Annotated in this window: 21 protein-coding genes and 2 riboswitches; of the genes, 10 read left to right on the forward strand and 11 right to left on the reverse strand. The window is 62.6% G+C overall.

The features are described 5' to 3' along the window. The first annotated feature begins 352 nt into the window (after positions 1-352). Positions 353-1399, forward strand: coding sequence for a porin (locus tag QD280_RS14930; protein WP_279839857.1), 1047 nt, complete (start codon positions 353-355; stop codon positions 1397-1399). Positions 1400-1641: 242 nt separating this feature from the next. Here the strand turns inward: QD280_RS14930 and QD280_RS14935 are convergent, their stop codons facing one another. The 5 genes from QD280_RS14935 to edd form a co-directional block, all read right to left on the reverse strand. Beyond that, positions 1642-2625, reverse strand: a complete 984-nt coding sequence (locus QD280_RS14935; protein ID WP_054555573.1) for a carbohydrate kinase — start codon at positions 2623-2625, stop codon at positions 1642-1644. Continuing rightward, on the reverse strand, positions 2625-4307 hold the full coding sequence (pgi, locus tag QD280_RS14940) for a glucose-6-phosphate isomerase (RefSeq protein ID WP_279839858.1): 1683 nt from the start codon (positions 4305-4307) through the stop codon (positions 2625-2627). Before pgi ends, QD280_RS14935 begins: the two co-directional genes overlap by 1 nt. Positions 4308-4511: 204 nt before the next feature. Continuing rightward, complete coding sequence (locus QD280_RS14945) at positions 4512-5390, reverse strand: D-hexose-6-phosphate mutarotase (protein ID WP_279839859.1); 879 nt, start codon at positions 5388-5390, stop codon at positions 4512-4514. Between the two features lie 37 nt (positions 5391-5427). After that, on the reverse strand, positions 5428-6444 hold the full coding sequence (gene glk, locus QD280_RS14950; protein ID WP_279839860.1) for a glucokinase: 1017 nt from the start codon (positions 6442-6444) through the stop codon (positions 5428-5430). Positions 6445-6499: 55 nt separating this feature from the next. Then, on the reverse strand, positions 6500-8350 hold the full coding sequence (gene edd / locus QD280_RS14955; RefSeq protein ID WP_279839861.1) for a phosphogluconate dehydratase: 1851 nt from the start codon (positions 8348-8350) through the stop codon (positions 6500-6502). A 365-nt stretch (positions 8351-8715) separates the two neighbouring features. Here edd and gap point away from each other — a divergent pair, with 365 nt between their 5' ends. The 4 genes from gap to QD280_RS14975 all read left to right on the forward strand — a co-directional run bounded on the left by gap (position 8716) and on the right by QD280_RS14975 (position 14506). Next, positions 8716-9720, forward strand: a complete 1005-nt coding sequence (gene gap / locus QD280_RS14960; protein WP_192837510.1) for a type I glyceraldehyde-3-phosphate dehydrogenase — start codon at positions 8716-8718, stop codon at positions 9718-9720. 694 nt (positions 9721-10414) lie between these two features. Next, complete coding sequence (locus QD280_RS14965; protein WP_279839862.1) at positions 10415-10807, forward strand: hypothetical protein; 393 nt, start codon at positions 10415-10417, stop codon at positions 10805-10807. Between the two features lie 382 nt (positions 10808-11189). Beyond that, positions 11190-13544 carry a PAS domain-containing protein gene (locus QD280_RS14970; protein ID WP_279839863.1) on the forward strand — a complete coding sequence of 785 codons (2355 nt, stop codon included), beginning with the start codon at positions 11190-11192 and terminating at the stop codon, positions 13542-13544. A 95-nt stretch (positions 13545-13639) separates the two neighbouring features. Further along, on the forward strand, positions 13640-14506 hold the full coding sequence (locus tag QD280_RS14975) for a dienelactone hydrolase family protein (RefSeq protein ID WP_064503214.1): 867 nt from the start codon (positions 13640-13642) through the stop codon (positions 14504-14506). Positions 14507-14715: 209 nt separating this feature from the next. Here QD280_RS14975 and pncB read toward each other — a convergent pair whose 3' ends face one another. Both pncB and QD280_RS14985 read right to left on the reverse strand, forming a co-directional pair. Further along, positions 14716-15888: a nicotinate phosphoribosyltransferase gene (gene pncB, locus QD280_RS14980; RefSeq protein ID WP_279839864.1), complete on the reverse strand. Its 1173-nt coding sequence runs from the start codon at positions 15886-15888 to the stop codon at positions 14716-14718. A gap of 159 nt (positions 15889-16047) precedes the next feature. After that, positions 16048-16425, reverse strand: a complete 378-nt coding sequence (locus QD280_RS14985) for a DUF4190 domain-containing protein (RefSeq protein WP_279839865.1) — start codon at positions 16423-16425, stop codon at positions 16048-16050. Between the two features lie 103 nt (positions 16426-16528). Between QD280_RS14985 and QD280_RS14990 the strand changes: the two genes are divergently transcribed. From QD280_RS14990 to QD280_RS15010, 5 genes are all read left to right on the forward strand, one after another. Further along, positions 16529-17845 (forward strand): GNAT family N-acetyltransferase, encoded by a 1317-nt coding sequence (locus QD280_RS14990; protein ID WP_279839866.1) that lies wholly within the window; start codon positions 16529-16531, stop codon positions 17843-17845. Positions 17846-17974: 129 nt separating this feature from the next. Further along, positions 17975-19270: a nuclease-related domain-containing protein gene (locus tag QD280_RS14995; protein WP_279839867.1), complete on the forward strand. Its 1296-nt coding sequence runs from the start codon at positions 17975-17977 to the stop codon at positions 19268-19270. A gap of 466 nt (positions 19271-19736) precedes the next feature. Continuing rightward, positions 19737-20105, forward strand: a complete 369-nt coding sequence (locus tag QD280_RS15000; RefSeq protein WP_043331409.1) for a phasin family protein — start codon at positions 19737-19739, stop codon at positions 20103-20105. A 320-nt stretch (positions 20106-20425) separates the two neighbouring features. Beyond that, complete coding sequence (locus tag QD280_RS15005; protein WP_279839868.1) at positions 20426-20932, forward strand: hypothetical protein; 507 nt, start codon at positions 20426-20428, stop codon at positions 20930-20932. 87 nt (positions 20933-21019) lie between these two features. Then, a complete protein-coding gene (locus tag QD280_RS15010) occupies positions 21020-21298 on the forward strand; it encodes a peptidylprolyl isomerase (RefSeq protein ID WP_043331408.1) in 279 nt (92 codons plus the stop codon). Between the two features lie 129 nt (positions 21299-21427). Here QD280_RS15010 and thiC read toward each other — a convergent pair whose 3' ends face one another. The 4 genes from thiC to QD280_RS15030 all read right to left on the reverse strand — a co-directional run bounded on the left by thiC (position 21428) and on the right by QD280_RS15030 (position 26397). Beyond that, positions 21428-23437, reverse strand: coding sequence for a phosphomethylpyrimidine synthase ThiC (gene thiC / locus QD280_RS15015; RefSeq protein WP_084589207.1), 2010 nt, complete (start codon positions 23435-23437; stop codon positions 21428-21430). A 126-nt stretch (positions 23438-23563) separates the two neighbouring features. Beyond that, positions 23564-23704: riboswitch (TPP riboswitch) on the reverse strand. Positions 23705-23864: 160 nt separating this feature from the next. Continuing rightward, positions 23865-24524 carry a thiaminase II gene (tenA, locus tag QD280_RS15020; protein ID WP_043331406.1) on the reverse strand — a complete coding sequence of 220 codons (660 nt, stop codon included), beginning with the start codon at positions 24522-24524 and terminating at the stop codon, positions 23865-23867. Between the two features lie 146 nt (positions 24525-24670). After that, a riboswitch (TPP riboswitch) is annotated at positions 24671-24797 on the reverse strand. 135 nt (positions 24798-24932) lie between these two features. Continuing rightward, entirely contained in the window at positions 24933-25634 is a 702-nt protein-coding gene (locus QD280_RS15025) for a TIGR04282 family arsenosugar biosynthesis glycosyltransferase (RefSeq protein ID WP_279839869.1), read from the reverse strand. 16 nt (positions 25635-25650) lie between these two features. Next, positions 25651-26397, reverse strand: coding sequence for a TIGR04283 family arsenosugar biosynthesis glycosyltransferase (locus QD280_RS15030; protein WP_279839870.1), 747 nt, complete (start codon positions 26395-26397; stop codon positions 25651-25653). Positions 26398-26848 lie beyond the last annotated feature (451 nt).

Consider the following 26848-nt stretch of genomic DNA (forward strand, 5'->3'; position numbering starts at 1 on the left):
CTTTTGTCGCAAACGATGTTTTTCCACAATGAATCCGGGATTAACGCTCAGCGATGCGCTCGGTGATGCAGGAATCCGCGTCAAGACGCATGGTTGTCATGAATCCTTCATTCTTGAGCCCTAGAGTATGCTCACGCCAGACAACCGACCGATGGATAGGTTCAGGAGTGGTGATCGAAAACAGTGTTTTTTTCTGTTGCACATCCTGAAAGCCCGGTATATGGTTTCCCTGCGAGCATTGGATAATAACTAGGCCACAGAGTTTTAGAGGCGTCATCAAGCGCCCGGAACCTTGGTCACTGCCACCGGCAGACACGATCGAACAGTTAACGCTAGTTAAGGAACTATCGCGATGAAAAAGACACTTCTGGCTACTGCCATCGCCGGCGCTGCTGCCCTGGCTGCTACTTCTGCTTCCGCTGCTACTGTCTACAACCAGGACGGTACCAAGCTGGACATCTACGGTAACGTTCAGCTGGCATACGGTTATGTCGACCAGCTCGGCGGTGATCCGGAAAGCGAACTGGCTGACAACGGCTCTACCTTCGGTGCCAAGGGCGAGCACAAGATCAACGACGATATCGTCGGTTACTTCAAGGCTGAGTGGGAATACGACGCTGACGAATCCAAGGGCGGCGGCAACGGCCTGAACGATGGCGACCAGTCCTACGTCGGTGCCAAGGGCTCCTTCGGTGACGCGCGTATCGGTTCCTGGGATCAGCTGATGGATGACTGGATCCAGGATCCGATCTCCAACAACGAATACTTCGATCTGACTGACTCCAGCGGTAACATTTCTGGCGACAGCTCTGTTCGTGAAGGCAACAAGCTGCAGTACATGTCTCCGGTCATGGGCGGCATGCAGTTCGCCGTCGGTTCCAACTTCGAAGGCGACGGTGAAGACGAGAACGTCACCGATTCCAACCAGGCATCCTTCTATGCCGGTGGTAAGTACACCGTCGGTGGTTTCTCCATCGCTGCCGTGTATGACGATCTGGGTCAGTTCGACGGCGTGGATGACGGTACTGGTGCAAGCCAGGGTGATATCGGTGAGCAGTACGGTCTGACCGCACAGTACACCGTCGATGCACTGCGTGTTGCTCTGAAGGCTGAGCGCTTCGCTGCCGACGCTGAAAACGCTGACGTCGACTACTACGGTATCGGTGCACGTTACGGCTACGGCATGGGCGACGTCTACGGCGGCTACCAGTATGTCGATGCAGAAGATGGATCTGACCTGGCTGCTGACAATGGCGGCGACGACAGCTTCAACGAATTCAACCTGGGTGTGACTTACAACATCTCTTCCGCGATGTACACCTACATTGAATACGCCCAGTACGATCGTTCTGGCGATGCTGGTGACGGCGCTGCAGTCGGCATCTACTACGGCTTCTAAGACGTCTTCAATCGTCTAGCAAGCTAACGAAAGCCGGTCCCTCGGGGCCGGCTTTTTTACGTCTGTCTCTTTTGTGATGACTGACTCCCTGTCCGATGAAGGGAGGGTGGCCAATGCGCAAGCATGAGCGTCATGGTCACGAAAAAGCCCCTTTGATCTGATGATCAAAGGGGCTTTTATCATGCGCCTCTCAGGGAAATGATGGCGCTGGCGGATAACCGGTCAGCGCTATTATCCGGCCATCATTTCATGGCGTCGAGGTCTTCACGCTTGGGCAGTGCAGCATAGGCACCCGGGCGAGTCACGGCGAAGGCGCCGCACGCCGCAGCACGCTCCAGTGCAGCGTTGAGGTGACTCTCGTCTTCGCACCAGTCGCTCAGGTTGTCGGCATTGATGCCGGCTTCGCTGAGGGCTGACAGGAAGCCCCCGATGAAGGCATCGCCACCGGCCGTGGTATCGACCGCCTTGACGGTGGGCGGCGTGATGCTGACGGTCTCGATGTCGCCGCTCTGCTTGCGCACCAGGGCACGGATCACGCCCGGGCCATCGGTGAGCACGATCAGGCGCACACCGGCTTTCAGGCGCGCTTCGAGCCAGTCGGTCTGCGGCTGACTGCCGGTCAGTGCCTCGACCTCTTCCTGGGACAGCTTGAGGATGTCGGCGTTGTCCAGCAGGCGCGTGACCAGGGTCACATCGACCTGCTGGTTCGGCCACAGGTTGTGACGCAGGTTGGCATCCACGCTGACCAGAGAGCCTGCAGCACGTGCGCGTGACGCCAGCACGAAGCTGGTGTCCGCGATGCCGGCGTCGGTCAGGCTGTTGCTGCACAGGTGGAAGATGGCGGGAGTCGCGAACAGCTCAGGTCCGGCGTGCTCCGGACGGAACAGCAGGTCGGCGGCCGGCGGACGATAGAAGTCGAAGCGGCGTTCACCCTCTTCATCACGAGATACGAAGGCGAGTGCGGTGCGCGCATGGCTGGTGCGCTTGACGTGATCCATCTGCACGCCATGAGCGCTCAGTTCGTCATGCAGGAAGTCACCGAAGCTGTCCTGACCCAGCATGCCGACGAAGTGACTCGGCAGGCCGAGGCGGGCACAGGCCACCGCGACGTTGGCCGGTGCGCCGCCCGCGTAGGGCGTGAAGGTTTCCTGCTCGACGGCCTGGCCGCCGAGCTTGTTGGAGAGCATGTCGACGAGCGCTTCGCCGAACGCGATTACCGGAGTCATCAGGAGGAGGTTTCCTTGCGAGTGGTCGTCGTGGAGCCTTTGGCTTTCTTGCCCGGCTTGTCGTTGCTGTCATCCGCTTGGGTGGCGCCACCGGCAGGGAAGTGATCGCGGACCAGTGCCAGCAGGCCCTGGGTGGACGGATCGAAAGCCTTCACGTCGGTATCGATACGCGCGCTGATTTCCCCGGCGATGCGCTTGCCGAGCTGCACGCCCCACTGGTCGAAGGAGTTGATGTTCCAGATCACGCCCTGCACGAAGACCTTGTGCTCGTAGAGGGCGATCAGGGCGCCGAGATTGCGCGGTGTCATCTCATCCAGCAGCAGGGTGCTCGACGGGCGGTTGCCCGGGCAATTGTAGTGCGGATCGAGGTTGCTGCCATCCTGGCTGCCTTCCATGAAGGCGTTGGCCTGCGCCAGCATGTTGGTGATCAGCGCGAAGTGGTGCTCTTCGGTACCCGGCTCCGGCTTCAGCGAGGCGATGAAGTCGATGGGCACGTAGCGCGTGCCCTGGTGCAGCAGCTGGAAGAAGGCATGCTGACCGTTGGAGCCGGTCTCGCCCCAGACGATCGGGCCGGTCTTGTAGTCCACGGGACGGCCGAAGATGTCGACTGACTTGCCGTTGGATTCCATGTCCAGCTGCTGCAGGAAGGCGGGCAGCTGATGCAGGGCCTGGTCGTAAGGCACGATGGCCTGGGTCTCGGCGCCCATGAAGTTGATGTACCAGATGCCGATCAGCGCCATCAGGACCGGCATGTTCTCGGCCATCGGCGCATTGATGAAGTGCTGGTCCATCTCATGGGCGCCTTCCAGCAGCTCCATGAAGCCTTCATAGCCGATGGACAGGGCGATGGGCAGGCCGATGGAAGACCACATGGAGTAGCGACCGCCAACCCAGGCCCAGAATTCGAAGACGTTCTCTTCGCGAATGCCGAATTCCTTGGCCGCCTTGCGGTTGGTGGAAGCCGCGACGAAGTGGGCACCGACGTCGGCGTCCTGACCGGCGTGCTCCAGGAACCAGCGGCGCGCCGTCTTGGCGTTGAGCAGGGTTTCCTGGGTGGAGAAGGTCTTGGTGGAGACGATGAACAGCGTGGTGGCCGGATCCAGGCGCTTGAGCACCTTCTGGATGTGGTTGCCATCGACGTTGGAGACGAAGTGGAAATTGATTTCCGGGTGGCGATGCTTGAGCAGCGCACGGCAGGCCATGTTGGGGCCCAGATCAGAGCCGCCGATGCCGATGTTGACCACGTCACGAATCCGCTGGCCGTCGTAGCCTTTCCACTCACCGCTGCGCACGGCTTCCGAGAAGGCGCGGATCTGCTCGCGCGTCTTGTGGATTTCCGGCATCACGTCCTTGCCATCGACGATGACCGGCGTGTTGGTCTGGCTGCGCAGTGCGGTGTGCAGTACTGGGCGGTTCTCGGTGACGTTGATGATGTCGCCGGAGAACATCTGCGCGCGACGTTGAACGAGTGCAGAGTGCTCAGCCAGTTCGACCAGCGCCTCCATCACCTCATCGGAGATGTGGTGCTTGGAGTAGTCGAGAAACAGGCCGCCGACGCGCAGGCTCATCTTCTCGAAGCGCTTGGGATCCGCCGCGAAGTAATCGCGGATGCGGTCGTTGCGGGTCACCTCGCCCAGCCGGGTCAGCGCCTGCCAGGAAACACTACGGGTCAATTGCAGCATGGAAGTGTCCATCGTATGGGTTGTTGAAGTTCATCGGGGCGGGTCGCATTCTGTGGCGGCCCGACGCACGCTTGCAGGTGAGGCGAGACTCACTGTCAGCCGGGAGTCGTGTCGATGACACGATTCAGGCGCTTGGCGCTCTCGGTTGGTCGACAAGGTGCGCAAGGTGCCGGCCACGCCGTGAGCCGCGTGGCCGGCTGTCATTCACTCGCCGCTCGTCTCATCACCGCTCAGCGGTGAGATGTGCTGAGCCAGCAGATGCTGAGCGCCCGGCGGCAGCCAGACCGGATCGAGGCGCGTGCAGGCGGTCTCGACACATAGGAAGCTGCGCGCATTCTCGACGCTGGTGTCGGCCGGCGGCGCGTCCCCGGGATGCCAGACCACCGTGGAGTCAGAACCCTGCTTGGCGATGCGCAGCTGACGCTTGCCGTCCTCGAGCACCTGAATCTGGCTGGTCTGGTAGATGCGGTCCAGCGGGCCGCGCACGCCCAGTTCGCCCTGCTGGTCGAAGCGCGAAAAGTCCTGGCGCTTGTCCAGGTAGCTGGCGCCGGCCAGACCGGTGACGCGACACTCGAAGGCATTCGGCACTGCGAAGTAGGTATGCAGCGCGCCGGTCATCTTGATCGGGGCCTCGCCACGGTTTTCCGTGATCAGCTCGACCTTGAGGAAGCGGCGGCTGGCAAAGATCACCACGCGCGGAGAGAGGGCGGCGTGCAGCGCTGAGACCGGTGAGGCATGGATCTCGACGCCTTCCTCTTCCTCGTCCACCGCATCGATGCGCCAGTCGGCCTTGCGAGCGGGGCCGTGCAGTTCGCTTTCGCCCTCGGGGAATTCATCCGCGAACCAGGGCCAGCACAGCGGAATGCCGCCGCGAATGCTGCCCGGCAGGGCGGCGGGCGTTTCCGTCACCCACAGCCAGGGAGAGTCGCCCGTCGGCTGATAGTGCAGCACCTGAGCCCCCTGGTGGCAGACCACCAGCTCGCCCCACTCCTGGTTGAGGATCAACAGCGAGCGGCCCTGCCATTCGACAGTGCGTTGGCCAGCGGTGTCGGCGATCAGTGCGCGCAGACTTTCGGGGATCATCTCGAGCTACCTCGATGGTTCAGGAGGTGGCGGTGCATCATGCCACCTCTTCATTGTGCAGAGCCTCGGCGGCGCCCAGCAGGCCGGTCCACGGCGCGGTCACCACCCAGGTGGGTATCGCGGCATTGTAACGGCTCAGACGATTCTTGTCGGTGAAGGCGTGTCGGAAATCGCTGCGCATCAGCAGATCCAGGTTGCGCGGCAGCACGCCACCGCACAGATAGACTCCGCCACGCGCCCCCAGCGTGAGTGCTGCATCGCCGGCGACCGCGCCAAGAATCTTCATGAAGCGCATCACGGCATCAAAGGCGAGAGCATTCTGCGGTTCATCGTGATGCAGGTGCTCATGTGCTGCCTGGCTGACGTCAGCGGCGCATGCCAGCGGTGATTCCTGCTGACGCAGCTCGCCCAGGGCCTGATAGATCTCGAGCATGCCCTGGCCACACAGCAGGCGCTCCACCGAGACGCGACCATGGCGACGGCGGAAGATGCCAAGCAGGCCATCCTCGATCTCGTCGGTGGGGGCGAAGCTTGCATGCCCCCCCTCCGTCGCGAGCGGAATCCAGTTGTGCGTGCCGCGCACCAGTCCCGCGACACCCAGGCCAGTGCCGGGGCCGATCACCAGGCGTGGCGAGGCCGCATCGCCACTACCTTCGGTGAGCTCCTCACCGATGGCCAGGCGTTCGCTGGCCTCGATGTGTGGCACGCCCAGCGCCATGGCGGTGAAATCATTGAGGCACTTGAAGCGCTCAAGCCCCAATGATTCGCGCACCTCGCGCTTGAGAAACGTCCAGTGATTGTTGGTCATGCTGACGCGTTCATCATGCACGGGGCAGGCGAAGGCCAGGCAGGCCTCGACGGGTTGCTCGGCCTCTGACAGGCCCAGCATCCGATAGTAGGCCTGGATGGCCTCCTCAAGCCCGGCATGCTCGGCGCAGGCGAGCGTCTGGATGTGCTGCAGGGTGTGGCTGCCCGGCTGGACAAGTGCCAGCCGGGCATTGGTGCCACCGATATCGCCTACCAGAGCAAGGCGATGGGAGGTGTCGCGGGTCATCGTCCGGCATCCTTCCTTTGCGTCAGTGCCTCAGGAGAGTGACAGGGTGCGCCCATCACATCAGGTCGTGGCCGCTGCCCGGCAGGTCGCCGTAGCCTGCAAAGCTGGAGGCGCCTTCCTCGGCACCGCCGACCAGTGAACGCATGCCGGAGAACAGCTCGCGGCCAAGGCCGTGATGATAGCTGTCGCGAGTGATGGTCTCGGCCTCGCGCTCGGCCCATTCGGCTTCATCGACCAGCGCCGTGAGGGTGCCGGCATTGGCATCCAGGCGGACCACGTCGCCTTCGCGCAGGCGTGCCAGCGGACCGCCGTCGAGCGCTTCCGGCGTCATGTGAATGGCGGCCGGGACCTTGCCCGAGGCGCCAGACATGCGGCCATCCGTCACCAGTGCGACCTTGAAGCCGCGGTCCTGCAGGATGCCGAGGTAGGGCGTCAGCTTGTGCAGTTCCGGCATGCCGTTGGCACGCGGACCCTGGTAGCGCACCACGGCGACCATGTCCTGCTCCAGCTCACCGGCTTCGAAGGAGGCCTTCATCTCATCCTGGTCGCTAAACAGCTTCACCGGTGCCTCGACGAGACGATGCTCTTCCTTGACGGCAGAGACCTTGATCACGCCGCGGCCGAGGTTGCCGTCCAGTACGGTCAGGCCGCCTGTCGGGGCGAACGGGTTGGCCACCGGGCGCAGCACATCCTCGTCGAGGCTGTCGGTGGGGCCGTCCTTCCAGACCAGCTTGCCGTTCTCGAGGAAGGGCTCGCGGACATAGCCGGCCAGGGTGCCACCGTCCTGGGTGGGGATGTCGTGGAGCAGACCCGCCTTGAGCAGTTCACGGATCAGGAAGCTCATGCCGCCGGCCGCCTGGAAGTGATTGATGTCGGCCTGGCCGTTCGGGTAGATGCGCGTCAGGCTCGGCACCACCGCGGAAAGCTCGGTGAAGTCATCCCAGGTGATGGTCACGCCCGCAGCGCCGGCCATCGCGACCAGGTGCAGGGTGTGGTTGGTGGAGCCGCCGGAAGCCAGCAGGCCGACCATGGCATTGACGATGGCGCGGGCATCGATCTGGCGATAGAAGGGACGGTAGTCGCCGCCGACTTCACTATTGCGGATGGTCTGCTCGGCGGCGTGACGCGTCAGGGCTTCGCGCAGCGGGGTGCCCGGATTGACGAAGGACGCGCCCGGCAGGTGCAGGCCCATCAGCTCGACCATCAGCTGGTTGGAGTTGGCGGTGCCATAGAAGGTGCAGGTGCCCGGGCTGTGGTAGGACGCGGACTCGGCTTCCAGCAGCGCATCGCGGCCGACCTTGCCTTCGGCGAACAGCTGACGGACACGCGCCTTCTCGTTGTTGGGCAGGCCGGAGGGCATCGGGCCGGCCGGCACGAACAGCGTCGGCAGGTGGCCGAAGCGTGCGGCGGCGATGAACAGGCCCGGGACGATCTTGTCGCACACGCCGAGGAACAGGGCGCCATCGAACATGTTGTGCGACAGGCCGACAGCGGCGGCCATGGCGATCAGGTCGCGGGAGAACAGCGACAGCTCCATGCCCGGCTGACCCTGGGTCACGCCATCGCACATCGCGGGCACGCCGCCGGCGAACTGGGCGGTGGAGCCCATCGCCTGTACGGCTTCCTTGATGATGCGCGGATAGTCCTCGAACGGCTGGTGGGCGGACAACATGTCGTTATATGACGAAATAATGCCCAGGTTGGCCGAGTTCATCAGCTTGAGACGATTCTTGTCGGTCTCGCCACAGGCGGCAAAGCCGTGCGCCAGGTTGCCACAGGAGAGCTCGGAGCGGTGTACACCGCGGCGCTGCTGGCTTTCCATCAACTGCTCATAGGCGGCGCGGCGTTCGCGGGAGCGGTCGATGATGCGCTGGGTCACGTGCTCTACGGTCTGGTTGACTGACATGCTCTTACCTCATGTATCAGGCGGCGCAGGGCGCCGAGGCTGGCGAAAGAAAGCGTTTCCCGCTGTGTGGGCGTGCTGCTATCCGGCGACGCTATCCAGTGGTGATGGCGGTGTAAAGCCTCTGGCCTCACTCGTGTCGCGTCGTTCGGTTACCGGGGTAGCCTACAGTAGCGCGTCATGGCGCTCGAGAAACGGTTTTGTTCGGAATATTCGGTAAATTTAACAAAAAAACTGCTTGAAGACTGGACGACTTTCGGCCAAATTATGGGAAAAGCGTGTAGGATAATTTCACGGAACGCATTGCAGGCTTTCGTTCCTGGATCAGGTCTGGTCCTGCACCCGCCATACGCCACAGGAGTTGAGTCATGACATTACGCGTCGCCATCAATGGTTTTGGTCGCATCGGTCGCAACGTGCTGCGTGCGCTGTATGAAGGTCAGTACAACGATCGTATCCAGGTCGTCGCCATCAATGATCTGGGTGATCCGAAGCTCAACGCTCACCTGCTGAGCCGCGATACCGTCCACGGCCGTTTCGCCGAGACCGTCTCGCACGACGAAGAGAACCTGTTCGTCGGTAACGACAAGATCCGCATCCTGGCCGAGCGTGACCCGGCCCAGCTGCCGTGGTCCAGCCTGGACATCGACCTGGTGATGGAATGCACCGGTCTGTTCACCAAGCGTGCTGCCGCTGCCAAGCACATCGAAGCCGGCGCCAAGCGTGTGCTGATCTCCGCGCCGAGCGGCGATGCCGATGCGACCGTCGTGTTCGGCGTCAACGAAGATGTGCTGAAGGCCGAGCATCAGGTCGTCTCCAACGCGTCCTGCACCACCAACTGCCTGGCGCCGGTCGCCAAGGCGCTGAATGATGAAGTCGGCATCGAGAACGGCCTGATGACCACCATTCACGCCTACACCAACGATCAGAACCTCTCGGATGTCTACCACTCCGACCCGTACCGTGCCCGCAGCGCGACTCATTCCATGATCCCGACCAAGACCGGTGCCGCCGCGGCGGTGGGTCTGGTGCTGCCGGAACTGAACGGCAAGCTGGATGGTCTGGCGATCCGCGTGCCGGTCATCAACGTGTCGCTGGTCGATCTGACCTTCACCGCGTCGCGTGATACCTCCATCGAAGAGATCAACGCCATCGTGGCCAAGGCCGCCGAAGGCTCCAGCGTGCTGGCCGTCAACGAGCTGCCGCTGGTGTCCATCGACTTCAACCACGATGCACACTCTTCCACCTTCGACAGCAATCACACTCGCGTCAGCGAAGATCGCCTGGTCAAGGTCATGGCGTGGTACGACAACGAGTGGGGCTTCTCCAACCGTATGCTCGACACTGCGCTGGCAATGCAAGCCGCCAAGTAAGCGCTTGGTGAGTCCCGCGCGGCCTTTGATCCCTCATCGATCAACCGACAAGGCCGCGCGGGACAGCAAGAATTCGGGAGTCTGTCAGTCTGTCGGCAAGACAGGAGGCAGGCTCCCAACAGGTGAGGACGAGTGGCCCGAGGATTCTCGCGTCGCGCTCAGGCTCCACGGACAAGGCAATGCCATTCGTCCCCTTTGAATCGGTGGTCGGTCAGGGTTGGCGCCAAGACCGGCTTCGATGCTGCTCGGAATGACATCGCGTCATCCATTTTTGAACCTCTCCCAATGGGAGAGGTTTTTTTTGCGCACCACGAAAGTGCGGGAGGTGCTCCAGGGCGCAAAGTGTCGTTGCCTTGCGTCAATGGCGTGACCTTATGGCAACTTTTCTGAGCACGATCGCGACAGAGTCGGGTCAGGTGGTGTGAAACGTGCGCTGATACGTCGAGAAAGGTGGTCAACATGTCGTCATCGTAATTCACGGTCGAGTGAAATTAGCGAAACTGTGGCGGTGTGTTACACTTCGCACCTGTTGGCCTTGCGTCTATCGGTGAGCCAGGTCATGACAACGTCAAATCATGCAGGCGGCCATATGGCCTGCGAGTGATCCATTGTTGTGCGCAATTCAGGGAAGGTATTGCCACACTGCCGCACACTCTCCGGCAGTTATCTCGACTTCCACAGCAGGCTGTCTCAGATGCACGATGCCATCCGCGAAGCTCATGAATTGATCGGTGCTACCTTGCGCGACCCGCGTACCCAGCGCGAGGGCAAGGTCGTGGGTATGGACCTGGGGCGTGAGCAGCCGGCGATCTATGTGCTATGGCAGGAAAGTGCCGCAGCGGAGCGCATCGGCATGGAGCCGGATGATTTTCGCGCGTTGCTCGAGCACCTGCGGGCGCGCCTGCCGGTCAAGGCGCCTTCCGCCCAGCAGGACAAGGGCAGCAGGCAGTCGCGGCGTCACAAGCGCAAGGCCCCGCGCGCTACTGCCCAGCCGGCTGGCGAGAGCAACGACGGCCGCAGCGGCGCACATGACACCCCGTCCTCCGCGCTCATCGACGATGCCATGCCGCGTTCCGCGCAAGGCTAGAGCTGTTCCAGGCCAGCTCTGTTCAAGGCCAGGTCTGATCAAGGCCAGCTCTGCCCAAGGTGAGCTCTCAAAAAAGCCCGAAGCTTATGCTTCGGGCTTTTTGCATCCTGAGGTTTTCCCTTCGGTGCCGCTTGCGTGATATTCGCCCACAACATTGCGCCAGCGCTGCCGATAAGGGAGATAGTCAGACGCATAGGCAAAGGTCGCAATCGTTCATATGCCGTCATCTGCCCGGATCTTCGCGCAACCAAGCGTTGGGGGTACTGCTGGCTGCCAGCGCCATGGATAGGGCATTCTTGAGCAAACCGCATGACAGAGAAGGGGTTTCACGTTGCCTGAATCATTCGCGGATAGTCGTTTGCTGCAGCATCATTATGCTGTCGTGGCAGATGTGTTGTTCACGCTCAGTGCTGATGGTCAGCGCCTGATTGCCATGAATGCAGCGGCGGAACGCCTGCTGGGATATACGGTGCGGGATTTTCTCAAGCAGCCGGAGCTCTGGCTTTCGCTGGTGATCACCGCCGACCGGCAGCGATTGAGTGACTTTCGCGCCTCGATGGGGCGGGTCGAGCGTACGACGTATCGCATGCGCGACCGCAGCGGGCAGCTGTTGTTGCTCGAGGAATGTCTGTGGAGTTCCGGCGTGGGGCATCCGCTGTGTGGGCGTGTGACGGATATCACGCAGCGTGACAAGGCCAATGAGCAGGAGCAGCAGCTGGCGCGTGCCTATCGTCTGATGATGGTGCGCAGCCGTGACCCGATGGCGATCCTGCTGCTCAAGGATGAGAGCCTGGTGATCAGTCATGCCAACCCGGCCTGGCACCTCTATCACGATGCGGCCTGTGCGCATTCCCGCCTCTCGCTTGAGCACCTCTACCTCCCTCATGTCCTGCGTACCCTCGAGAGAGCCGAACCCTGGCAATGCGATATCAGCCTGTCGCTGCCGCGGGGGGAAACCAGGTTGTCCGTGCAGATGGTCAGTCTGGGACGCTCGCTCGCCGACGAGGGGCGTCAGGTGGCCGTGATGGCGCGCGACATCACCCAGGTACATCAACGCCTCGAGCATGTGATCGATCAACAGCAGCGTCTGGCGCGGCGGGTGGATGAGACGCCCGGCGCGCACTACGCGACCGCTGGTGAATGGCCGCCAGAGGAATTGGAGTATCTGTCGGCAGGCAGCGAGGCGCTCACCGGGCTCTCGCATGACCTGCTGATGGCAAGCCCGGGTCTCTGGCAGGCCCGGTTGGCGCCGGAGGAGCTGGCCATCTGTCAGCAGTGCTTCGGCGAGGCCGTGCGGGAGCGCCATAGCCGTCTGAGTCTGTGTTACGCCTTCGTGCATGTGGATGGGCGCAAGCGCTATCTCCAGGATGACATGCAGCTGAGCTACTCCCCTGAGGGAGAGGTCACCGCCGTGCTCGGCAAGCTCAGTGATGTCACCCAACGCGAAGCGCATCGGCGCCAATTGGACAACCTTGTCCAGCAGATGCGCGGCGTCGTCTTCCAGTGTCGCCTGAGCCAGGAGGGCGAGCTGCGTTATACCTACCTCTCGCCGGTCGCCTCGCAAGTGCTGGGGCTCGACCCGCAGGCCGTCATCGACGACCCCATGCTGCTGCTGGCACGCATCGCGGGTCGCGAGCGTGAGCAGCTGCTCATGTCACTGCAGACCAGTGCCCAGCAGCAATCGCCCTGGGAGGCGGAGATACGCTATCAGCATCCGGATGGTCAGGAGTGCAGGCTGGCGTGTGTCGGGCTGCCGCAGGTGATCGACTCCCCCGAGGGCGGCGTGATCTGGAATGGCTATTGTGACGATGCCACCGCTCGATACCGTATCGAGGATGAGCTGCGCCAGAGCGAGGAGCGCTATCGCTTCATCCTCAACTCCGTCAGCGATCTGGTCAGCATCGAGGACTCCCACGGCATCTGTCAGTACATCAGCCCCTCGGTGGAAAAGCTCTGCGGCTATCGCCCGCAGGAGATCATCGGCCAGGAGATCAAGCAGCTGATCCATCCCGATGACATGCTGCGCATCGCGCAGGAGGTCCATCGTGCCGCCTGTCTCGGCGAGGTATTTCGAATCGACTTCAGAATTCAGCACAAGGCTGGGCATACGCTGTGGTTCGAGTCGATCTCGACGCCCTCGATGGACCCCGTCACCGGGCGTTATCAGCGCGTGCTGTCGGTGTCGCGCAACATTCATGAGCGCAAGCTGGTCGAACAGCGGCGTGAGCATGAGGCGATGACGGACGCCATGACCGGCGCCATGACGCGAGCCAGCTTCCTCGACACGCTCGAGACCCTGCTGAGCTCGTCATCGCGGGAGCAGATGGCGTTGATCCTGTTTGATATCGACCACTTCAAGCGCGTCAATGACACTCACGGCCATGCGGCGGGCGATCAGGTGCTGATCAGTCTTGGCGAGGCGTGTCGTGCCCAGCTGCGGCGCGATGACTGCTTTGCGCGTCTGGGCGGCGAGGAGTTTGCCGTCCTGCTCACCGATGCCGGTACCGCCACCGGTGTCGGAATGGCCGAGCGCCTGCGACAGCAGATCGCGGCGCTGGAGGTGCGCTTCAAGTCGCTGACACTGCGCTGCACCATCAGCATGGGAGTGGCGACACCGCTGCCGGGGGAGACCCGGGATGGCTACCTGCACCGTGCCGATATGGCGCTCTACAGTGCCAAGCGCAGCGGTCGCGATCGGGTGGTGCTGGCATCGCAGTCCTTGAGCGAGGACAATTGAGCCAATACTGGTGATCAATCGGGCACACCTGCAGCCGGTGTCTCGGGTTGTGGATCGCGTCATGCAAGTGGATCACGTCATACAAGGAGTAGGCGATGCGAATGTTACGTGGCTGGTGCGCTGGCACCCTGTTGTTTGCACAGTCGGTATTTTCCGCCGGACAGGCCATGGCCGCCGAGGATGCACCGCTGGTCAATCGTCTCGAGGGGCCGCAGGTGGTGACGGAGACGGTGACCTATCGGGCCAATGGTGAGGAGCACGTAGGCCTGATCGCACGCGATGCCAAGGCGCAGGGGCGCCGCCCCGGTATCCTGCTGGTACATGAGTGGTGGGGCTTGAACAGCTATGCCCGCAAGCGCGCCGAGCAGCTGGCAGGACTTGGCTACGTGGTCATGGCCGTCGACATGTATGGCGGTGGGCGCACGGCCGAGCACCCCAAGGAAGCCGGTGCCTTCTCCTCTGCGGTGATGAGTGACTGGCCGAAGGCGGAATCCAGCTTCAATTCGGCGTTGGCGGTGCTGCGCTCACGCCCGGAAGTCGATGGCGAGCGCATGGCGGCGATCGGCTACTGCTTCGGCGGTGCCGTGGTGCTCAACATGGCGCTGACCGGAGCGCCGCTCAAGGCAGTCGTCAGCTTCCATGGCAGCCCGTCGATTGCCGTGACGGAGCCCGAGCCGTTTGCCGGCCGGGTCGTGATCCAGAATGGCGCGGCAGATACGCTGGTGCCGCAGGAGGATCTCGACAAGCTGGTCGCGACCTTCCAGTCTCTCGAGACGCGCACCACGCTGATCCAGTATCCGGGCGCCAAGCACGCCTTCACCAATCCGGAATCGGATGCCAAGGCGGCCAAGTACGATCTGCCGCTGGGCTATGACGCGGCCGCGGATTCGGCTTCCTGGCAGGTCATGCTCAATCTGTTCAATGAGGTCTTCAAGACACCGAAGAAATCCGTCAAGACCTGATGCGTCAAGACCTGATGCGTCAAGGCCTGAGCTGCAAGACCTGAGCCGTCGTCACCGGTGCTGAAGGTGATCGACATGAAAAAGCCCGCCCGGGAGGTTTCCGGGCGGGCTTTTTCATGGGGCTTTTCCAGCAGCTATTTCATGAGCCTGTTTCAAGGTCTCTGGCAGGAGGCAATGGCAAGGCGTTCAGCGATCGCTGAGCGCGCGCTTCAATCCAGCTCCTTGAGCGACAGCACCTGGTGCGCCAGACGAATCATGTCGGGGTCGCCGGTGTGTTTGCTCGAGACGTCCGACAGCTTGATCACCGGCACCCACTCCTGACCCTCGGGGCGAGCTTCGGTCATCTTGATCACCATGTTCATCGGTTGCGGGCCGACATCATTGGTGAAGTTGGTGCCGATGCCGAATGACATGCCGATACGCCCGGCGCAATAGCGCACGATGCGATCGACCTTGTCGGTGTCCAGGCCATCGGAGAACACGATGGTCTTGGTCTTGGGGTCGATGCCCAGCGACTCATAGTGACGGATGGTGGTCTCGGCGAAGTCGATGGGGTCACCACTGTCGTGGCGCACGCCGTCAAACAGCTTGGCGAACTTCTTGTCGAAGCTCTTGAAGAAGGCCTGGCTGGTGAAGGTGTCAGACAGGGCGATTCCCAGGTCACCGCGATAGACCTTGACCCAGTTCTCCAGCGCCAGAATGTTGGCCATCTTGAAGCCGAAGCGCGCGGCATGAAACATGAACCACTCATGGGCGTGCGTGCCGATCGGCTTGATGCCGTGGCGCTGCGCCATGTGCACGTTGCTGGTGCCGATGAAGCAGCCGCGGCCGTGGTCCTTGAGACCCGCGACCACCTTGTCGTGCACATCGTAGGAGTGCCGACGACGAGTGCCGAATTCCGCCACGCGGATGCCGAGTCGCTTGTAGTGCTCGATCTTGGCCAGGGTGCTGTCGCGCAGGGCCTGATCGCTGTCGCGTTGATCTCCGCCCAGCTGATACCAGAGCTCGCTGATCATCGCCATCAGCGGGACTTCCCACAGGATGGTGCGATACCAGTAGCCTTCGATATGCACTTCCAGCTCATCACCGGTCTGGGTGATGGTGATTTCGGAGGGATCGAAGCGGAAGCCCGCCAGGAAGTCGCGGTAGGTCGGGTCCAGGAAGGGGCAGTGAAGCTCGAGGAAGGATTTCTCTTCCACGCTCAATGCCAGTTCGGCCATGTTGTCTACCGCGATGCGCAAGGCCTCGCCGAACCCCGGCGGGAACGAATGCTCGCCACGGTTGATGAGGGCATAGCGAGCGCGCGCATACGGAAACAGTTTCACCACGGCGTTCTGCATGGTGAACTTGTAGAAATCATTATCGAGAATCGAGTACAACATCGAGGCTCGCTCAGTATCAAGGCGGCTCGGGGGAACCGGAATCGCTGGCAGGGCAGGCGCTGCGAGAGGCAGGCATGCCCCGCTGGCACGGGGAAGCAATGTCGACGCATTATCCGTGCAGGCGCGCTGCACGTTCAAGCGGGAGTGCCCAGGCGTAGGTCAGGTGCTGAAGGCCATGATGCCGAACATGGTCAGCATCATGCCGCCGAACATCAGCAGGCCGGCCAGCGACAGGGCGATCAGCAGATAGCCGAGAATCAGACCGGCCAGGGCCCAGCTGTCACCGGCTTCGCCACTGCGGCGGATCTGGCTGCGCGCAATGTGGCCACACACGACGCCGCCGAGTGCCGCAGGCGCGAGCAGGCAGCCGAGCACGCTCAGGGCAAAGGCGGCCACTGCCATGAGATTCGTGCTGGCATGGGTGTCCTGCGCGGGCGGGGTCGGCGCAAAAGGCCCTTGCGAGGACTCTTGAGCGCGCCCCTGGGTCTGTGAGCCGCTCGTGGACGTGTCGTCGCGCGGCGTGGGAGTCTCTGTCATGTGGGTCTCGTTGTCCTGCATCATGACGACACACTAGCATGTCCTGGGATGTGCGGCATGTCTGCACCAGCGGTGGGCATGGCAAGACTATGAGGAGAGTACGGTGACAGGGCAATGGCAGGCAGAGGATGAGGCGGCTCAGGCGTTGACAGGGGCGGCGACAGACCAGCAACAGGCTGTGAGCGCCGCAGATGCCGCACAGAAGCAGGGCTGGCGCCTGGAGGTGCTGGATTCCCTCGACGCCCTCACCGCCAGTGAATGGAATGCGCTGGCAGGCGATGACTATCCCTTTCTGCAGCATGCCTATCTGAGTGCGCTGGAAAGCTGCGGTGCCGCCAGCGCCGCCAGTGGTTGGCATCCTGCCCATCTGGTGGTGCGAGACGCCGACGGCCGCTTGCTGGCGGGGCTGCTGCGCTATCTCAAGCTGCACTCGCGTGGCGAATATGTGTTCGATCAGCAGTGGGCGGAGGCCCTGGAGCAGGCTGGTGGGCGCTATTATCCCAAGCAGCTGACTGCCGTGCCGTTCACTCCCAGTGATGGCCCCCGCCTTGTCACCTCGCCGCAGTTGACGTCGCCCGCAGCCCGACGTGCCTTGCTTGAGTGGTTGTGGCCGCATCTCAAGGCCGGCATCGCGCCCGCCGCTGAGCCGGGTAGCGCGCTGCGTCGTTATGAGCACAGCGGGTTTCATCTGCTGTTTGTCTCGGCACAGGAGCGGCAAGACTGGCAGGCGGCGATTCCGGAGCTGATTTCGCGTCCCGGGATGCAATATCACTGGCAGTCACGCGGCGAGCCGGACTTTGCCACCTGGCTTGAGAGTCTGCGCTCCAAACGGCGCAAGGAGATCCGTCGCGAGCGGCGCAAGGTCGCCGAGCAAGGCTTCACGCTGGCCAGGCTCGAGGGAGCGCAGATCGGCCCTGATGACATCGAGGCCTTCTACCGTTGCTACTGCATGACCTATCTCGAGCGCGGCCAGCGCCCTTATCTGCCGCTCGATTTCTTCCAGCAGCTCAGGCGCAGCATGCCCGAGCGGTTGCTGCTGGTGCAGGCGCGTGATGAGCAGGGCGCGCCGGTGGCGGCAGCCTTGTGTCTGATCGGCAGTGACTGCCTGTATGGTCGTTGGTGGGGCAGCGAAGTGCATGCCGACTGTCTGCACTTCGAGGTCTGCTATTACCAGGGGCTCGAATTCTGCCTGCAGCGAGGGCTCAAGCGCTTCGATCCCGGCACCCAGGGTGAGCACAAGATCAGCCGTGGTTTCGCGGCGTATGCCACTGGGTCGCTGCATTGGCTGATGCATCCCGGGCTTCAGGAGGCGGTGGCAGAGGCGGTCGAGGAGGAGGCACGCTGGCTCAGCAAGGCCCGTCAGCAGGTGACGGCAATGCTGCCCTACCGGGAGACCGCGCCTCAGACAGCGCAGGAGTGATGACCCTCAGCCTTCGTCACTGCCATCCGCTATCCGCTGGCGGATTCTCCCGCGGAGTCAGAGGCAAGAAAGATTGCGAATAGAGCACTACACTGAGTTATATATGAATGCTCTAATCCAGAGGCGCCCATGCTGATCAAGGACTGCGATTCACGGGAATACGACCTGCTGGTGCTCGAGGTGCTGGCGCAGGATGCTGCGCTTGCCGCGCCCGAGCGCCACAAGGTGCTGGAGGCCCTGCGTGCGATACGTGCCCGTCAGGCGCGTCGCCGTGCGCTGGCAAGCCAGCTGGATGCCTTGTTGGGGACGCGGGATGATTGGGTCGTGCTGCATGATGTGCGCCTGGCGCAGGCAGAGGGCGTGATCGAGATCGATCACCTGCTGATCAACAGCCTCATGCAGGTCTGGGTGCTGGACGCCTCCTGTTTTGATCTGACGCTCTCGATCACCCCCTTCGGTGAGCTGTTGGCCCATAGCGGACGAGTCTCTGAGGGTGGCGAGACACCCTCAGGCGAAGATGGCGTCATGGCACATGCCGTAACGCCGTGTCCCTTGCAGACGATCCCTGAGCGTAGCCGCACTATCGTGCAATGGCTGGAGGCCTCCTCGTTGTTGCCTGTGCGCCTGGGGATGACCCTGCAGCCGCAATTGCGCTATCGCATCGTGGTGGCCGATGCTGCTCAGGTCAGTCGGCCGCCGGAAGACATCGTCGACAGTCGTGCGCTGCTGTCCTTCGCGCGCCTCAAGCGTCAGTGCCTGCAGGTGAGCGGCAAGACCGCTTACGTGACACGGCTGCGCAGTTTTACCCACCGCCTCGATCAGCGCCGCCTGCGCCAGCTGGGGCGCGCCATCGCGACCCAGCATGTGGCCCCCAATACGGATTGGGTGGCGGAGCTGGGCCTGGCCGCCGGCACGCGCGCGACGGAGGGCGACGCTGCCACTCAGGTATCCCCGCTGGCCTATCTATGCCAACCGCCGCTATCGCCTGAAGAGCTGGCGCGGGCCTCAGGCGAAAGCGCTGCCGTGGCGGCAGAGTCCGATGACATGGAAGGGGCGTCGGATGACACGACGCTGGCGGTCCAGCGTGGCGTGACATCTACGGCTGCCCTGAAACGGCAGTGCGGTTTTGGGGGGCGAGGGCTGCAGGCCGCGCATTGGCAGCCCGGGCACCAGGCTCTGGATCAGGATGGCCGAGAAGGCCCCGCTAGCCCGCAGGCGGCAGGCGAGCAGCCGGGGGCTGCGGCCGACAATCAGCAGGGCGCGTCTTCCGCCCAGTCGCAGGATGAGGAAGGCTTGCCGCGCTGCCAGGGCTGTCGGCGATGGCTTTCCACCCAGAGTGTCGACTTCTGTCGCCAGGCAGATCAGGCACGCGCGCTGGGCGGGCGCCTGCTTTGCAAACGCTGTCGCGACGCCTCATGCCAGTGAGGCAGCAGCACGGCGCTATCCTCAAGTTCAGGCTTTCAGCTTCGGGCTTCTGCCTCAGCCCTCTGTCCTAGCCCTTTATCCTCCCAGCACTTTGGCCCAGCACTTTGGCCAGTCTGGCGTTCCAGGGCGTGGTGTGTGGCATGACGGGGCCCCAAGGCGTCAATTTTCTTTTCGACTTCTGATTGTTTTTCTCTAGTGCAATCAAGCAACTGCATCAACCAGGGCGTACAGATCAGTCGTTGCGATGTTTTTGATGTTGCAGTGCAACAAAGACTGTCTTATGCTGCATTGCAGCGAGGATGGAACCTGGTCGATAGCACTATCTGACCGCGACGGCTTGATAGTGACGGCTTGATAATGATGGCTCGGTCACTACGGTGCACCAGCCCGGTTCAGTCCTGATAACCGAACGGAGCAACGCTCCGGTTCATTTCAGTGTGATGCCAATACCCTGGAGGGTGCCTACATGTTCAATGCCAACTTCGAGAAGTCCGCTCAGCAGTTCGACGATATGTTCCTGTCTCCGCTGCGTGCGTTCAGCGCCCTGAGCATCGATTACAGCGAGAAGCTGATCGGCGCACAGATGGAACTGACCAAGTCCTATGCTGATGCTTCCCTGACCCAGGCGCGTTCCATGCTCGAGATCAAGGACAGCGAAGGTCTGAAGAACTTCGTCAAGGAGCAGCAGGAAACCGTCAAGACTCTGGGCGAGAAGCTGCAGAACGACACCCAGAAAGTGGTCGAGCTGAACCAGGAATACGCCAAGAAAGGTCAGGAACTGGCAGAAAGCAACGCCAAGTCCGCCTCCGAGGCCATGCAGAAAGTCGCCAAGTAAGCGACTGCTGCCGACGCTCTCAGGCGAGCGTCCCCAACGCCCATCCGGTCTTCCGGGTGGGCGTTCGCGTGTCTGGGGTACTGAATCTGATTACTCGTTGCTGGAGAGGGAAGCGTTGGCATCATCCCCTTGAGCGTTAAGGCAATGATGACGGTGTACGGGTAATGTCGCAGGGAGTGCGCCGGCGCTATCAGTCGGCGTTATCAGTCTCGTCATGAGGCAGCGCTATCAGGTCATGTCACCGCAAGTGACGGTCATGGATGATCGAGCAAGGCTCCCCGGCGGCATATGCCGGGAGGTATCAACACAAGGAGTGTGTGATGAATTCTGTCAGTGCGGCATTGGCAGCGTTAATGGATGCGGTCTCGGGCTTGAGTGGGCAATTCGGTGAGGGTGTCGCCTCGCATCTGACGACGACAGCAGGGCTTCAGCGCGAGCATGTCGAGACCCGCTATCAAGGGCAGGTGATCGATTTCGATACCCTGCATTGGCGTGTTCTCAATGACTCGGTGTGTGCCAACAAGCGCCAGAATGCCATGGCCCATACCCGTTGCAGTCAGGCAGCCAGCGAGATGTTTGCCTCGACGTGCCGGGAAATGACCAGCAACCCTCCGACTCTGCCTTCGCAGCGTTACCACAGTACGCGGCGTATGGCATGCAATGCCGCGGTCAGTTACCGGCCCAGTGTCGGCAACATCCAGTGGGCGGAAACCTCCGCTGCCGATGACTTGGCCGAGGCGGAATGCAACGCTGCCACGGCGGCACTGCTCGGCAGCAATGATCTCGATGCCATCCAGTATCAGCGGCGGGTCTGTGCAGGACGCTAGCGGCGAGCTCTGCCTTGGGCCACAATGACCTGCCACGCCGCCGGTGATTGCCGGCGGCATTTATTCGATCAGTGACAGGTGATAGACATGGCACAGGCCACAGCGCGTCATATTCTCGTTTCCAGCGAAGAACAGTGTGCAGCTCTCAAGACCGAAATCGAGAACGGCCGCGATTTCGCTGATGCCGCTCGCGAGCACTCCTCCTGCCCGTCCGGCCGCAGTGGCGGCGACCTGGGTGCCTTCGGCCCGGGCATGATGGTCAAGGAATTCGACGAAGTCGTGTTCAGCGCCCCGATCAACACCGTGCAGGGCCCGGTGAAGACCCAGTTCGGTTATCACTTGCTGGAAGTCACCAGCCGCACGTGAGCCTTCTGTCACGCTCATGAGATGTCATGAGCCCCTGGCAGGATGTGACGAAAACGCCCCGACCATCACTGGTCGGGGCGTTTTTTGTGTCGCTCGGAAAGTCAGCCTTCCTGTGTGTCAGGCGCTTGGCTAGACCTCCTGATAGAGCTGGCTGCCTTCACGCTTGAACTTGTCGGCCTGCTCCTGCATGCCGGCCATCACGCTGTCGGCATCGCCGGTCAGACCATGCTCATTGGCGTAATCGCGCACTTCCTGGGTGATCTTCATCGAGCAGAACTTCGGCCCGCACATGGAGCAGAAGTGGGCGACCTTGGCCGAGTCCTTGGGCAGCGTCTCGTCGTGGAAGCTGCGCGCGGTGTCCGGGTCCAGGCCCAGATTGAACTGGTCTTCCCAGCGGAACTCGAAGCGCGCCTTGGAGAGCGCATTGTCACGGCGTTGCGCGCCCGGGTGGCCCTTGGCCAGATCGGCGGCATGCGCGGCGATCTTGTAGGTGATGATGCCGGTCTTGACGTCGTCCTTGTTGGGCAGGCCCAGGTGCTCCTTGGGGGTCACGTAGCAGAGCATGGCGCAGCCGAACCAGCCGATCATCGCGGCGCCGATGCCGGAGGTGATGTGGTCGTAGCCCGGGGCGATGTCGGTGGTCAGCGGGCCGAGGGTGTAGAAGGGCGCCTCGTCACATTCGCTGAGCTGCTTGTCCATGTTCTCCTTGATCAGGTGCATCGGCACGTGACCCGGGCCCTCGATCATGACCTGGACATCGTGCTGCCAGGCGATCTTCGTCAGCTCGCCGAGCGTCTCGAGCTCACCGAACTGGGCGGCGTCATTGGCATCGGCCACCGAGCCCGGGCGCAGGCCATCGCCCAGTGACAGGCTGATGTCGTAGGCCTTGCAGATCTCGCAGATGTCCTCGAAGTGGCGATAGAGGAAGCTTTCCTCGTGATGCGCCAGACACCACTTGGCCATGATCGAGCCGCCGCGCGAGACGATGCCGGTCACGCGGCTGGCGGTCAGCGGCACATAGCGCAGCAGGACGCCGGCGTGGATGGTGAAGTAGTCGACGCCTTGCTCGGCCTGCTCGATCAGCGTGTCGCGGAAGATCTCCCAATCGAGGTTCTCGGCCACGCCATCGACCTTCTCCAGCGCCTGATAGATCGGCACCGTGCCGATGGGCACGGGAGAATTGCGCAGAATCCATTCACGGGTCTCGTGGATGTTGGCGCCGGTCGAGAGATCCATCACGGTGTCGGAACCCCAACGGATCGCCCAGGTCATCTTGTCGACCTCTTCCTCGATGGAGGAGGTGACCGCCGAGTTGCCCAGGTTGCCGTTGACCTTCACCAGGAAGTTGCGGCCGATGATCATCGGCTCGCTTTCCGGGTGATTGATGTTGGCGGGAATGATGGCGCGGCCGCGGGCGACTTCCTCACGCACGAATTCGGCGGTGATCTCGTCGGGCAGGTTGGCGCCGAAGCTGTGGCCCGGGTGCTGGTGGCCCAGAATGCTCTCGACGGCTTCGCTGCCCTGATATTCCTCACGCAGCGCGATACGACGCTGATTCTCGCGAATCGCGATGTATTCCATCTCGGGGGTGATGATGCCCTGACGCGCATAGTGCAGCTGGGTGACATTCTTGCCCGGCAGGGCGCGACGCGGGCGGTGGTCCAGCTCGAAGCGCAGGGACGACAGGCGCAGGTCGGCCTGGCGCACGCGGCCATATTCACTGCTCAGCTGATTGAGCTGTTCGGTATCACCGCGCTCCTCGATCCACTTCTCGCGCAGCGGCGCCAGGCCCCGGCGGATGTCGATCTCGACCGCCGGATCGGTGTAGGGGCCGGAGGTATCGTAGACGACGATCGGCGGGTTCTCTTCCAGGCCGCTGGAGGTCTGGGTCGGCGAGCAGCCGATCTCGCGCATGGGCACGCGGATGTCCGGGCGAGAGCCTTCGATATAGATCTTGCGCGAGCCGCTCAGCGGCGCGATGGCTGCGGCGTCGACCTGTGCTTCGCTGGCGAGGTGGCGGCTGCCATCCTTGCGACCGGCGCGCGCGCGCGCCTTGGGGGCAGCCTCAGGCTGCGAGGCGAGCGGTGACTCGGCGGCGTTGGTGGCTTGCGGGTCTTGTGTCGTCGGGGCAGTGCTCATGCAGGTCTCCTCAAAGGGCGACGTCACGGCTGACGTCATCATGGGAAGACCGTGCGCAGGGAGAGGATGGTCGTCGCCGACTCCTTGCCAGCAGGTGGCCCGGGAGCGAGGCGGCCGCGCGCAGCGGCTGGCCATCAGCTTGATTCCTACGCCGGTCCTAACCGGTTCAGGTTCCACGGGACCCCTTGCTGGCAAGCTCGCACGTCAGGGCGGCGAAGCATGCATGCAGGATCTCAGCCGGTTCCACCGGCACCCCGTCAAGCGTGTTCAGATTTCAATGCGAGAGGGTGTTGCCCGAAGCGTCAGGCTTGCCTCGGGGAGTATTCTCGCATCCAGGCTCTGTTGGCCTGTCAGTCGTGCCATCCATGGGGGATGGCGTCATCCCGAGCGGCTCATGGCGAGCGCCGGGACGTCAGTCCGTCATGCCTCAAGCGCGATCGAGGCCCATCTGCCAGAAGTCGATCTCGAGTCGCGTGGCGTCCCGGAAGACATCGACCAGTTCACCCAGTCGACGCTCCGAGACCTCCGAGAGACGCGCATCCAGCCATTCACGTTCGGCTTCGACGGCTTCCTTGAAGTCATCGCTGGAGTACATCGCGATCCAGTCCGCGTATGGATTGTTCTCGATCTCGGTGGTGTCCTGATCGAGCAGCCACTCGGCGATCTCGCCGTAGCCGATCAGGCAGGGCGCGAGCGCCACGTGCAGATCGAGCAGGTCGCCGCGCTGGCCGCAATCGAGCACGTAACGGGTATAGGCCAGGGTGGCGCGGGATTCCGGCAGCTCGCTCAGGTCATCCTCGCTGATGCCCCACTCGCTGCAGTAGCCGATATGCAGATCGAGCTCGGTATTGAGGATGGTGTCGAGACTGGCCGTGGCCTGACGCAGCTCCGCGAGGGTGCGGCTCTTGTAGGCGGCCAGCGCCCAGGCGCGCGCGAAGTGGATCAGGAACAGGTAGTCCTGCTGCAGGTAATGGCGGAAGGACTCCTCCGGCAGACGACCTTCGCCCAGCTGGCGAACGAAGTCGTGCTCGAGATAGTCACGCCATTCCTCGGCGCAGGCACTGGTCAGGTCGTTGAAACTAGGCATGACGCATCCCTCGGTGAGCGTGCTGACGACCCGTGATGGGGCGACAGGTCTCTGGCGCAAGCGTGGCCAGTACCGGAACAGGAGCAGGGGAAAAGCGGGGGAGGTGCCGACAGTCACCGTGAGAAAGTGGTGACGATATCGAGTGGCATCGCTTCGCGCTTGATCCCTACGCCGGTACTAGCCGGATCAGGTTCGGCGGGATCGTCATTCACGCAAGAACATCGCCTGCGCATGACATCTCAGCCGGTCTTACCGGCACCCCGTCAAGCTGTGACATATGAGTCACGATGCAGCGAGTGTAACAGCCCTGAGGCGCAGAAGAAGGGCAGTGTGAGCAAAAATGCATACGACTTTGGGAGGCATGCCGAACCTGTGAAGAGTCTCAAGCGGGCTTGTTTATGGAAAGCCTCAAGCGGCAAGGTCGGCCATGAGTGCCGGCAGGTGGCGCGACAGTCGCGCAAGGTCACGCGGCTCATCGACATCCCAGCTGGTCGGCAGGCAAGCGGCCGTTTTCCCGGCCCGGGCCAGCAGCTCCAGAGTGTCCCGGCAGACATGGGCATGACTCCAGCGGGGTAGCAGGAAGGCTTGCGGGCAGGGCGCCTTGAGGCCGATCAAGCCATAGCCGCCATCGTCGGTGGGCTGAAGCACCGCGTCGTGAGTGCGCAGTCTATGGGCTGCCTCGCGCAGCCGCTGGCTGTCCAGCGCCGGCAGATCGGAGCCCATCAGCAATACCGGCCCCTCGGGCAGATGTCGGGCCATGGCCCGGGACATTCGCTCACCGAGCTCCCCCTGCGGCTGTGCCTCGAAGGTGAGGTCGGCAGAGGCATCGACAACGCTTCGCAGCCGGGCTTCCAGCGCTGCCCGCAGAGCCGCCTGTTCAGGTGTCTGACCCGACGGCTCGGCAGAGGGCGTCAGCATCACCACGACCTTGCCGAGGCGCGCGGCGCAGGCGTGGTCAACGATATGGCTCAGCATCCGCGCGTAGAGTCGAGCTGCGCCCTCGGGGCCGAGTGCGGGGATCAGGCGTGTCTTGCAGTGGCCGGCGATGGGCAGGCGACCGAAGATGATGAGAGTCGGGCGCACCTCTGACGCGGCATCAGCTGTGGGCAAGGTAGGCAACGCCGTATCACGCATGGGGCATGCCGCGCTGCTCACAGGCCTGCGCCGCGGCGCGATAGCCGTAAAGGCGTGCCAGGCGTGCAGGGGAGACGCCACACCAGGCCGCCAGCCGCAGTCCCCACATCTTGACGATGGTGCGCCAGACGCCGTGGGTCTCCCAGCGTCGACCGCTGGTCGTGACACGCGCCGTCAGGTTCATTGGCGGGGTCAGATGCTTGAGCTGGGCACTCAGCCAGATATCTTCCATCAGTGGCATGTCGGCAAAGCCGCCGATGGCCTCGAAGGTCGAGCGCTGCACGAACTGGGTCTGGTCGCCCGTGCTGATGCTGGTCAGCCGCGAGCGCAGATTCATCATGGCAGCGATCATCGGTAACCACGGCGACTCGCCCTTGATGCTGACATCGAAGCGGCCCCAGTCGCTGCGGCGATGCGTCGTGACGGCCTCCTTGAGCAATGCCAGCGCATTGTCGGGCAAGTCGGTATCGGCATGCAGAAACAGCAGCCATTCTCCGCGTGCACGTGCGGCTCCGGCATTCATCTGGCGTGCCCGGCCCGGCTCACTGTTCAGCACGACATCACACAGCGGTCGGGCCAGTGAGGGGGTGCCATCCGTAGAGCCACCATCCACCACGATCACTTCACAGTCACCCCCCGCGCGCAGGCGACTCAGGGCAATCAGGGTTTGCACGATGTCGGCTGCCTCGTCATGCACCGGCATCACGATGCTCAGCCAGGGAGCGCGCGTCAGGTGCATGCATGTGCTCGACAGGGAGTCCCGGTTGGCGGGCGTCCGTGATGCTGGGGGTGGCTGCTGGTTCATGGCGGCAGGCTCCGACGATGGCGTATTCGTTGGATCATACGCAGGAGTTCGTAGGCTGGATGCACGAGCGAGAGACGCTCTCTCAACGCGTCATCGCTCATTAAACGCTTGGCGTCGACCCAGTGTCGCTCCATGGCCACACAATGCCTAGCTGGCCATTGGGTGCATGCGAGGGCACAGGACTACATTTCTGTAATTCGCAGGCGGGGCATGCCAGGCAGGTTTTCAGAATCTGTAGCAGGCAAGCGCTGCATTCATCGGCCCTATTTATAGGCCCTCTCCATAGGCCCTCTGCCAGACAGCTCCCGGAAAGAGAGCCTGAAGAGAGGGCTTGGAGAAGAGGGCTTGGAGAGAGGACTTGGAGAGAGCGCGTGAATAAGGGCCA

Origin of the sequence: Cobetia sp. 1AS1, assembly GCF_029846435.1 — a bacterium.
GTDB classification, from domain to species: Bacteria; Pseudomonadota; Gammaproteobacteria; order Pseudomonadales; family Halomonadaceae; genus Cobetia; species Cobetia amphilecti.

What these genes read in the sequence shown, in the direction of transcription:
- edd (WP_279839861.1), bottom strand. Translation starts at nt 8,350, where the DNA reads ATGTCAGTCAACCAGACCGTAGAGCACGTGACCCAGCGCATCATCGAC.
- gap (WP_192837510.1), top strand. Translation starts at nt 8,716, where the DNA reads ATGACATTACGCGTCGCCATCAATGGTTTTGGTCGCATCGGTCGCAAC.
- QD280_RS15000 (WP_043331409.1), top strand. Translation starts at nt 19,737, where the DNA reads ATGTTCAATGCCAACTTCGAGAAGTCCGCTCAGCAGTTCGACGATATG.
- QD280_RS14975 (WP_064503214.1), top strand. Translation starts at nt 13,640, where the DNA reads ATGCGAATGTTACGTGGCTGGTGCGCTGGCACCCTGTTGTTTGCACAG.
- tenA (WP_043331406.1), bottom strand. Translation starts at nt 24,524, where the DNA reads ATGCCTAGTTTCAACGACCTGACCAGTGCCTGCGCCGAGGAATGGCGT.
- thiC (WP_084589207.1), bottom strand. Translation starts at nt 23,437, where the DNA reads ATGAGCACTGCCCCGACGACACAAGACCCGCAAGCCACCAACGCCGCC.
- QD280_RS14995 (WP_279839867.1), top strand. Translation starts at nt 17,975, where the DNA reads ATGCTGATCAAGGACTGCGATTCACGGGAATACGACCTGCTGGTGCTC.
- QD280_RS14985 (WP_279839865.1), bottom strand. Translation starts at nt 16,425, where the DNA reads ATGACAGAGACTCCCACGCCGCGCGACGACACGTCCACGAGCGGCTCA.
- pgi (WP_279839858.1), bottom strand. Translation starts at nt 4,307, where the DNA reads ATGCTGCAATTGACCCGTAGTGTTTCCTGGCAGGCGCTGACCCGGCTG.
- QD280_RS15005 (WP_279839868.1), top strand. Translation starts at nt 20,426, where the DNA reads ATGAATTCTGTCAGTGCGGCATTGGCAGCGTTAATGGATGCGGTCTCG.
- QD280_RS14935 (WP_054555573.1), bottom strand. Translation starts at nt 2,625, where the DNA reads ATGACTCCGGTAATCGCGTTCGGCGAAGCGCTCGTCGACATGCTCTCC.
- glk (WP_279839860.1), bottom strand. Translation starts at nt 6,444, where the DNA reads ATGACCCGCGACACCTCCCATCGCCTTGCTCTGGTAGGCGATATCGGT.
- QD280_RS14930 (WP_279839857.1), top strand. Translation starts at nt 353, where the DNA reads ATGAAAAAGACACTTCTGGCTACTGCCATCGCCGGCGCTGCTGCCCTG.
- QD280_RS14945 (WP_279839859.1), bottom strand. Translation starts at nt 5,390, where the DNA reads ATGATCCCCGAAAGTCTGCGCGCACTGATCGCCGACACCGCTGGCCAA.
- QD280_RS15030 (WP_279839870.1), bottom strand. Translation starts at nt 26,397, where the DNA reads ATGCACCTGACGCGCGCTCCCTGGCTGAGCATCGTGATGCCGGTGCAT.
- QD280_RS15010 (WP_043331408.1), top strand. Translation starts at nt 21,020, where the DNA reads ATGGCACAGGCCACAGCGCGTCATATTCTCGTTTCCAGCGAAGAACAG.
- QD280_RS14965 (WP_279839862.1), top strand. Translation starts at nt 10,415, where the DNA reads ATGCACGATGCCATCCGCGAAGCTCATGAATTGATCGGTGCTACCTTG.
- pncB (WP_279839864.1), bottom strand. Translation starts at nt 15,888, where the DNA reads ATGTTGTACTCGATTCTCGATAATGATTTCTACAAGTTCACCATGCAG.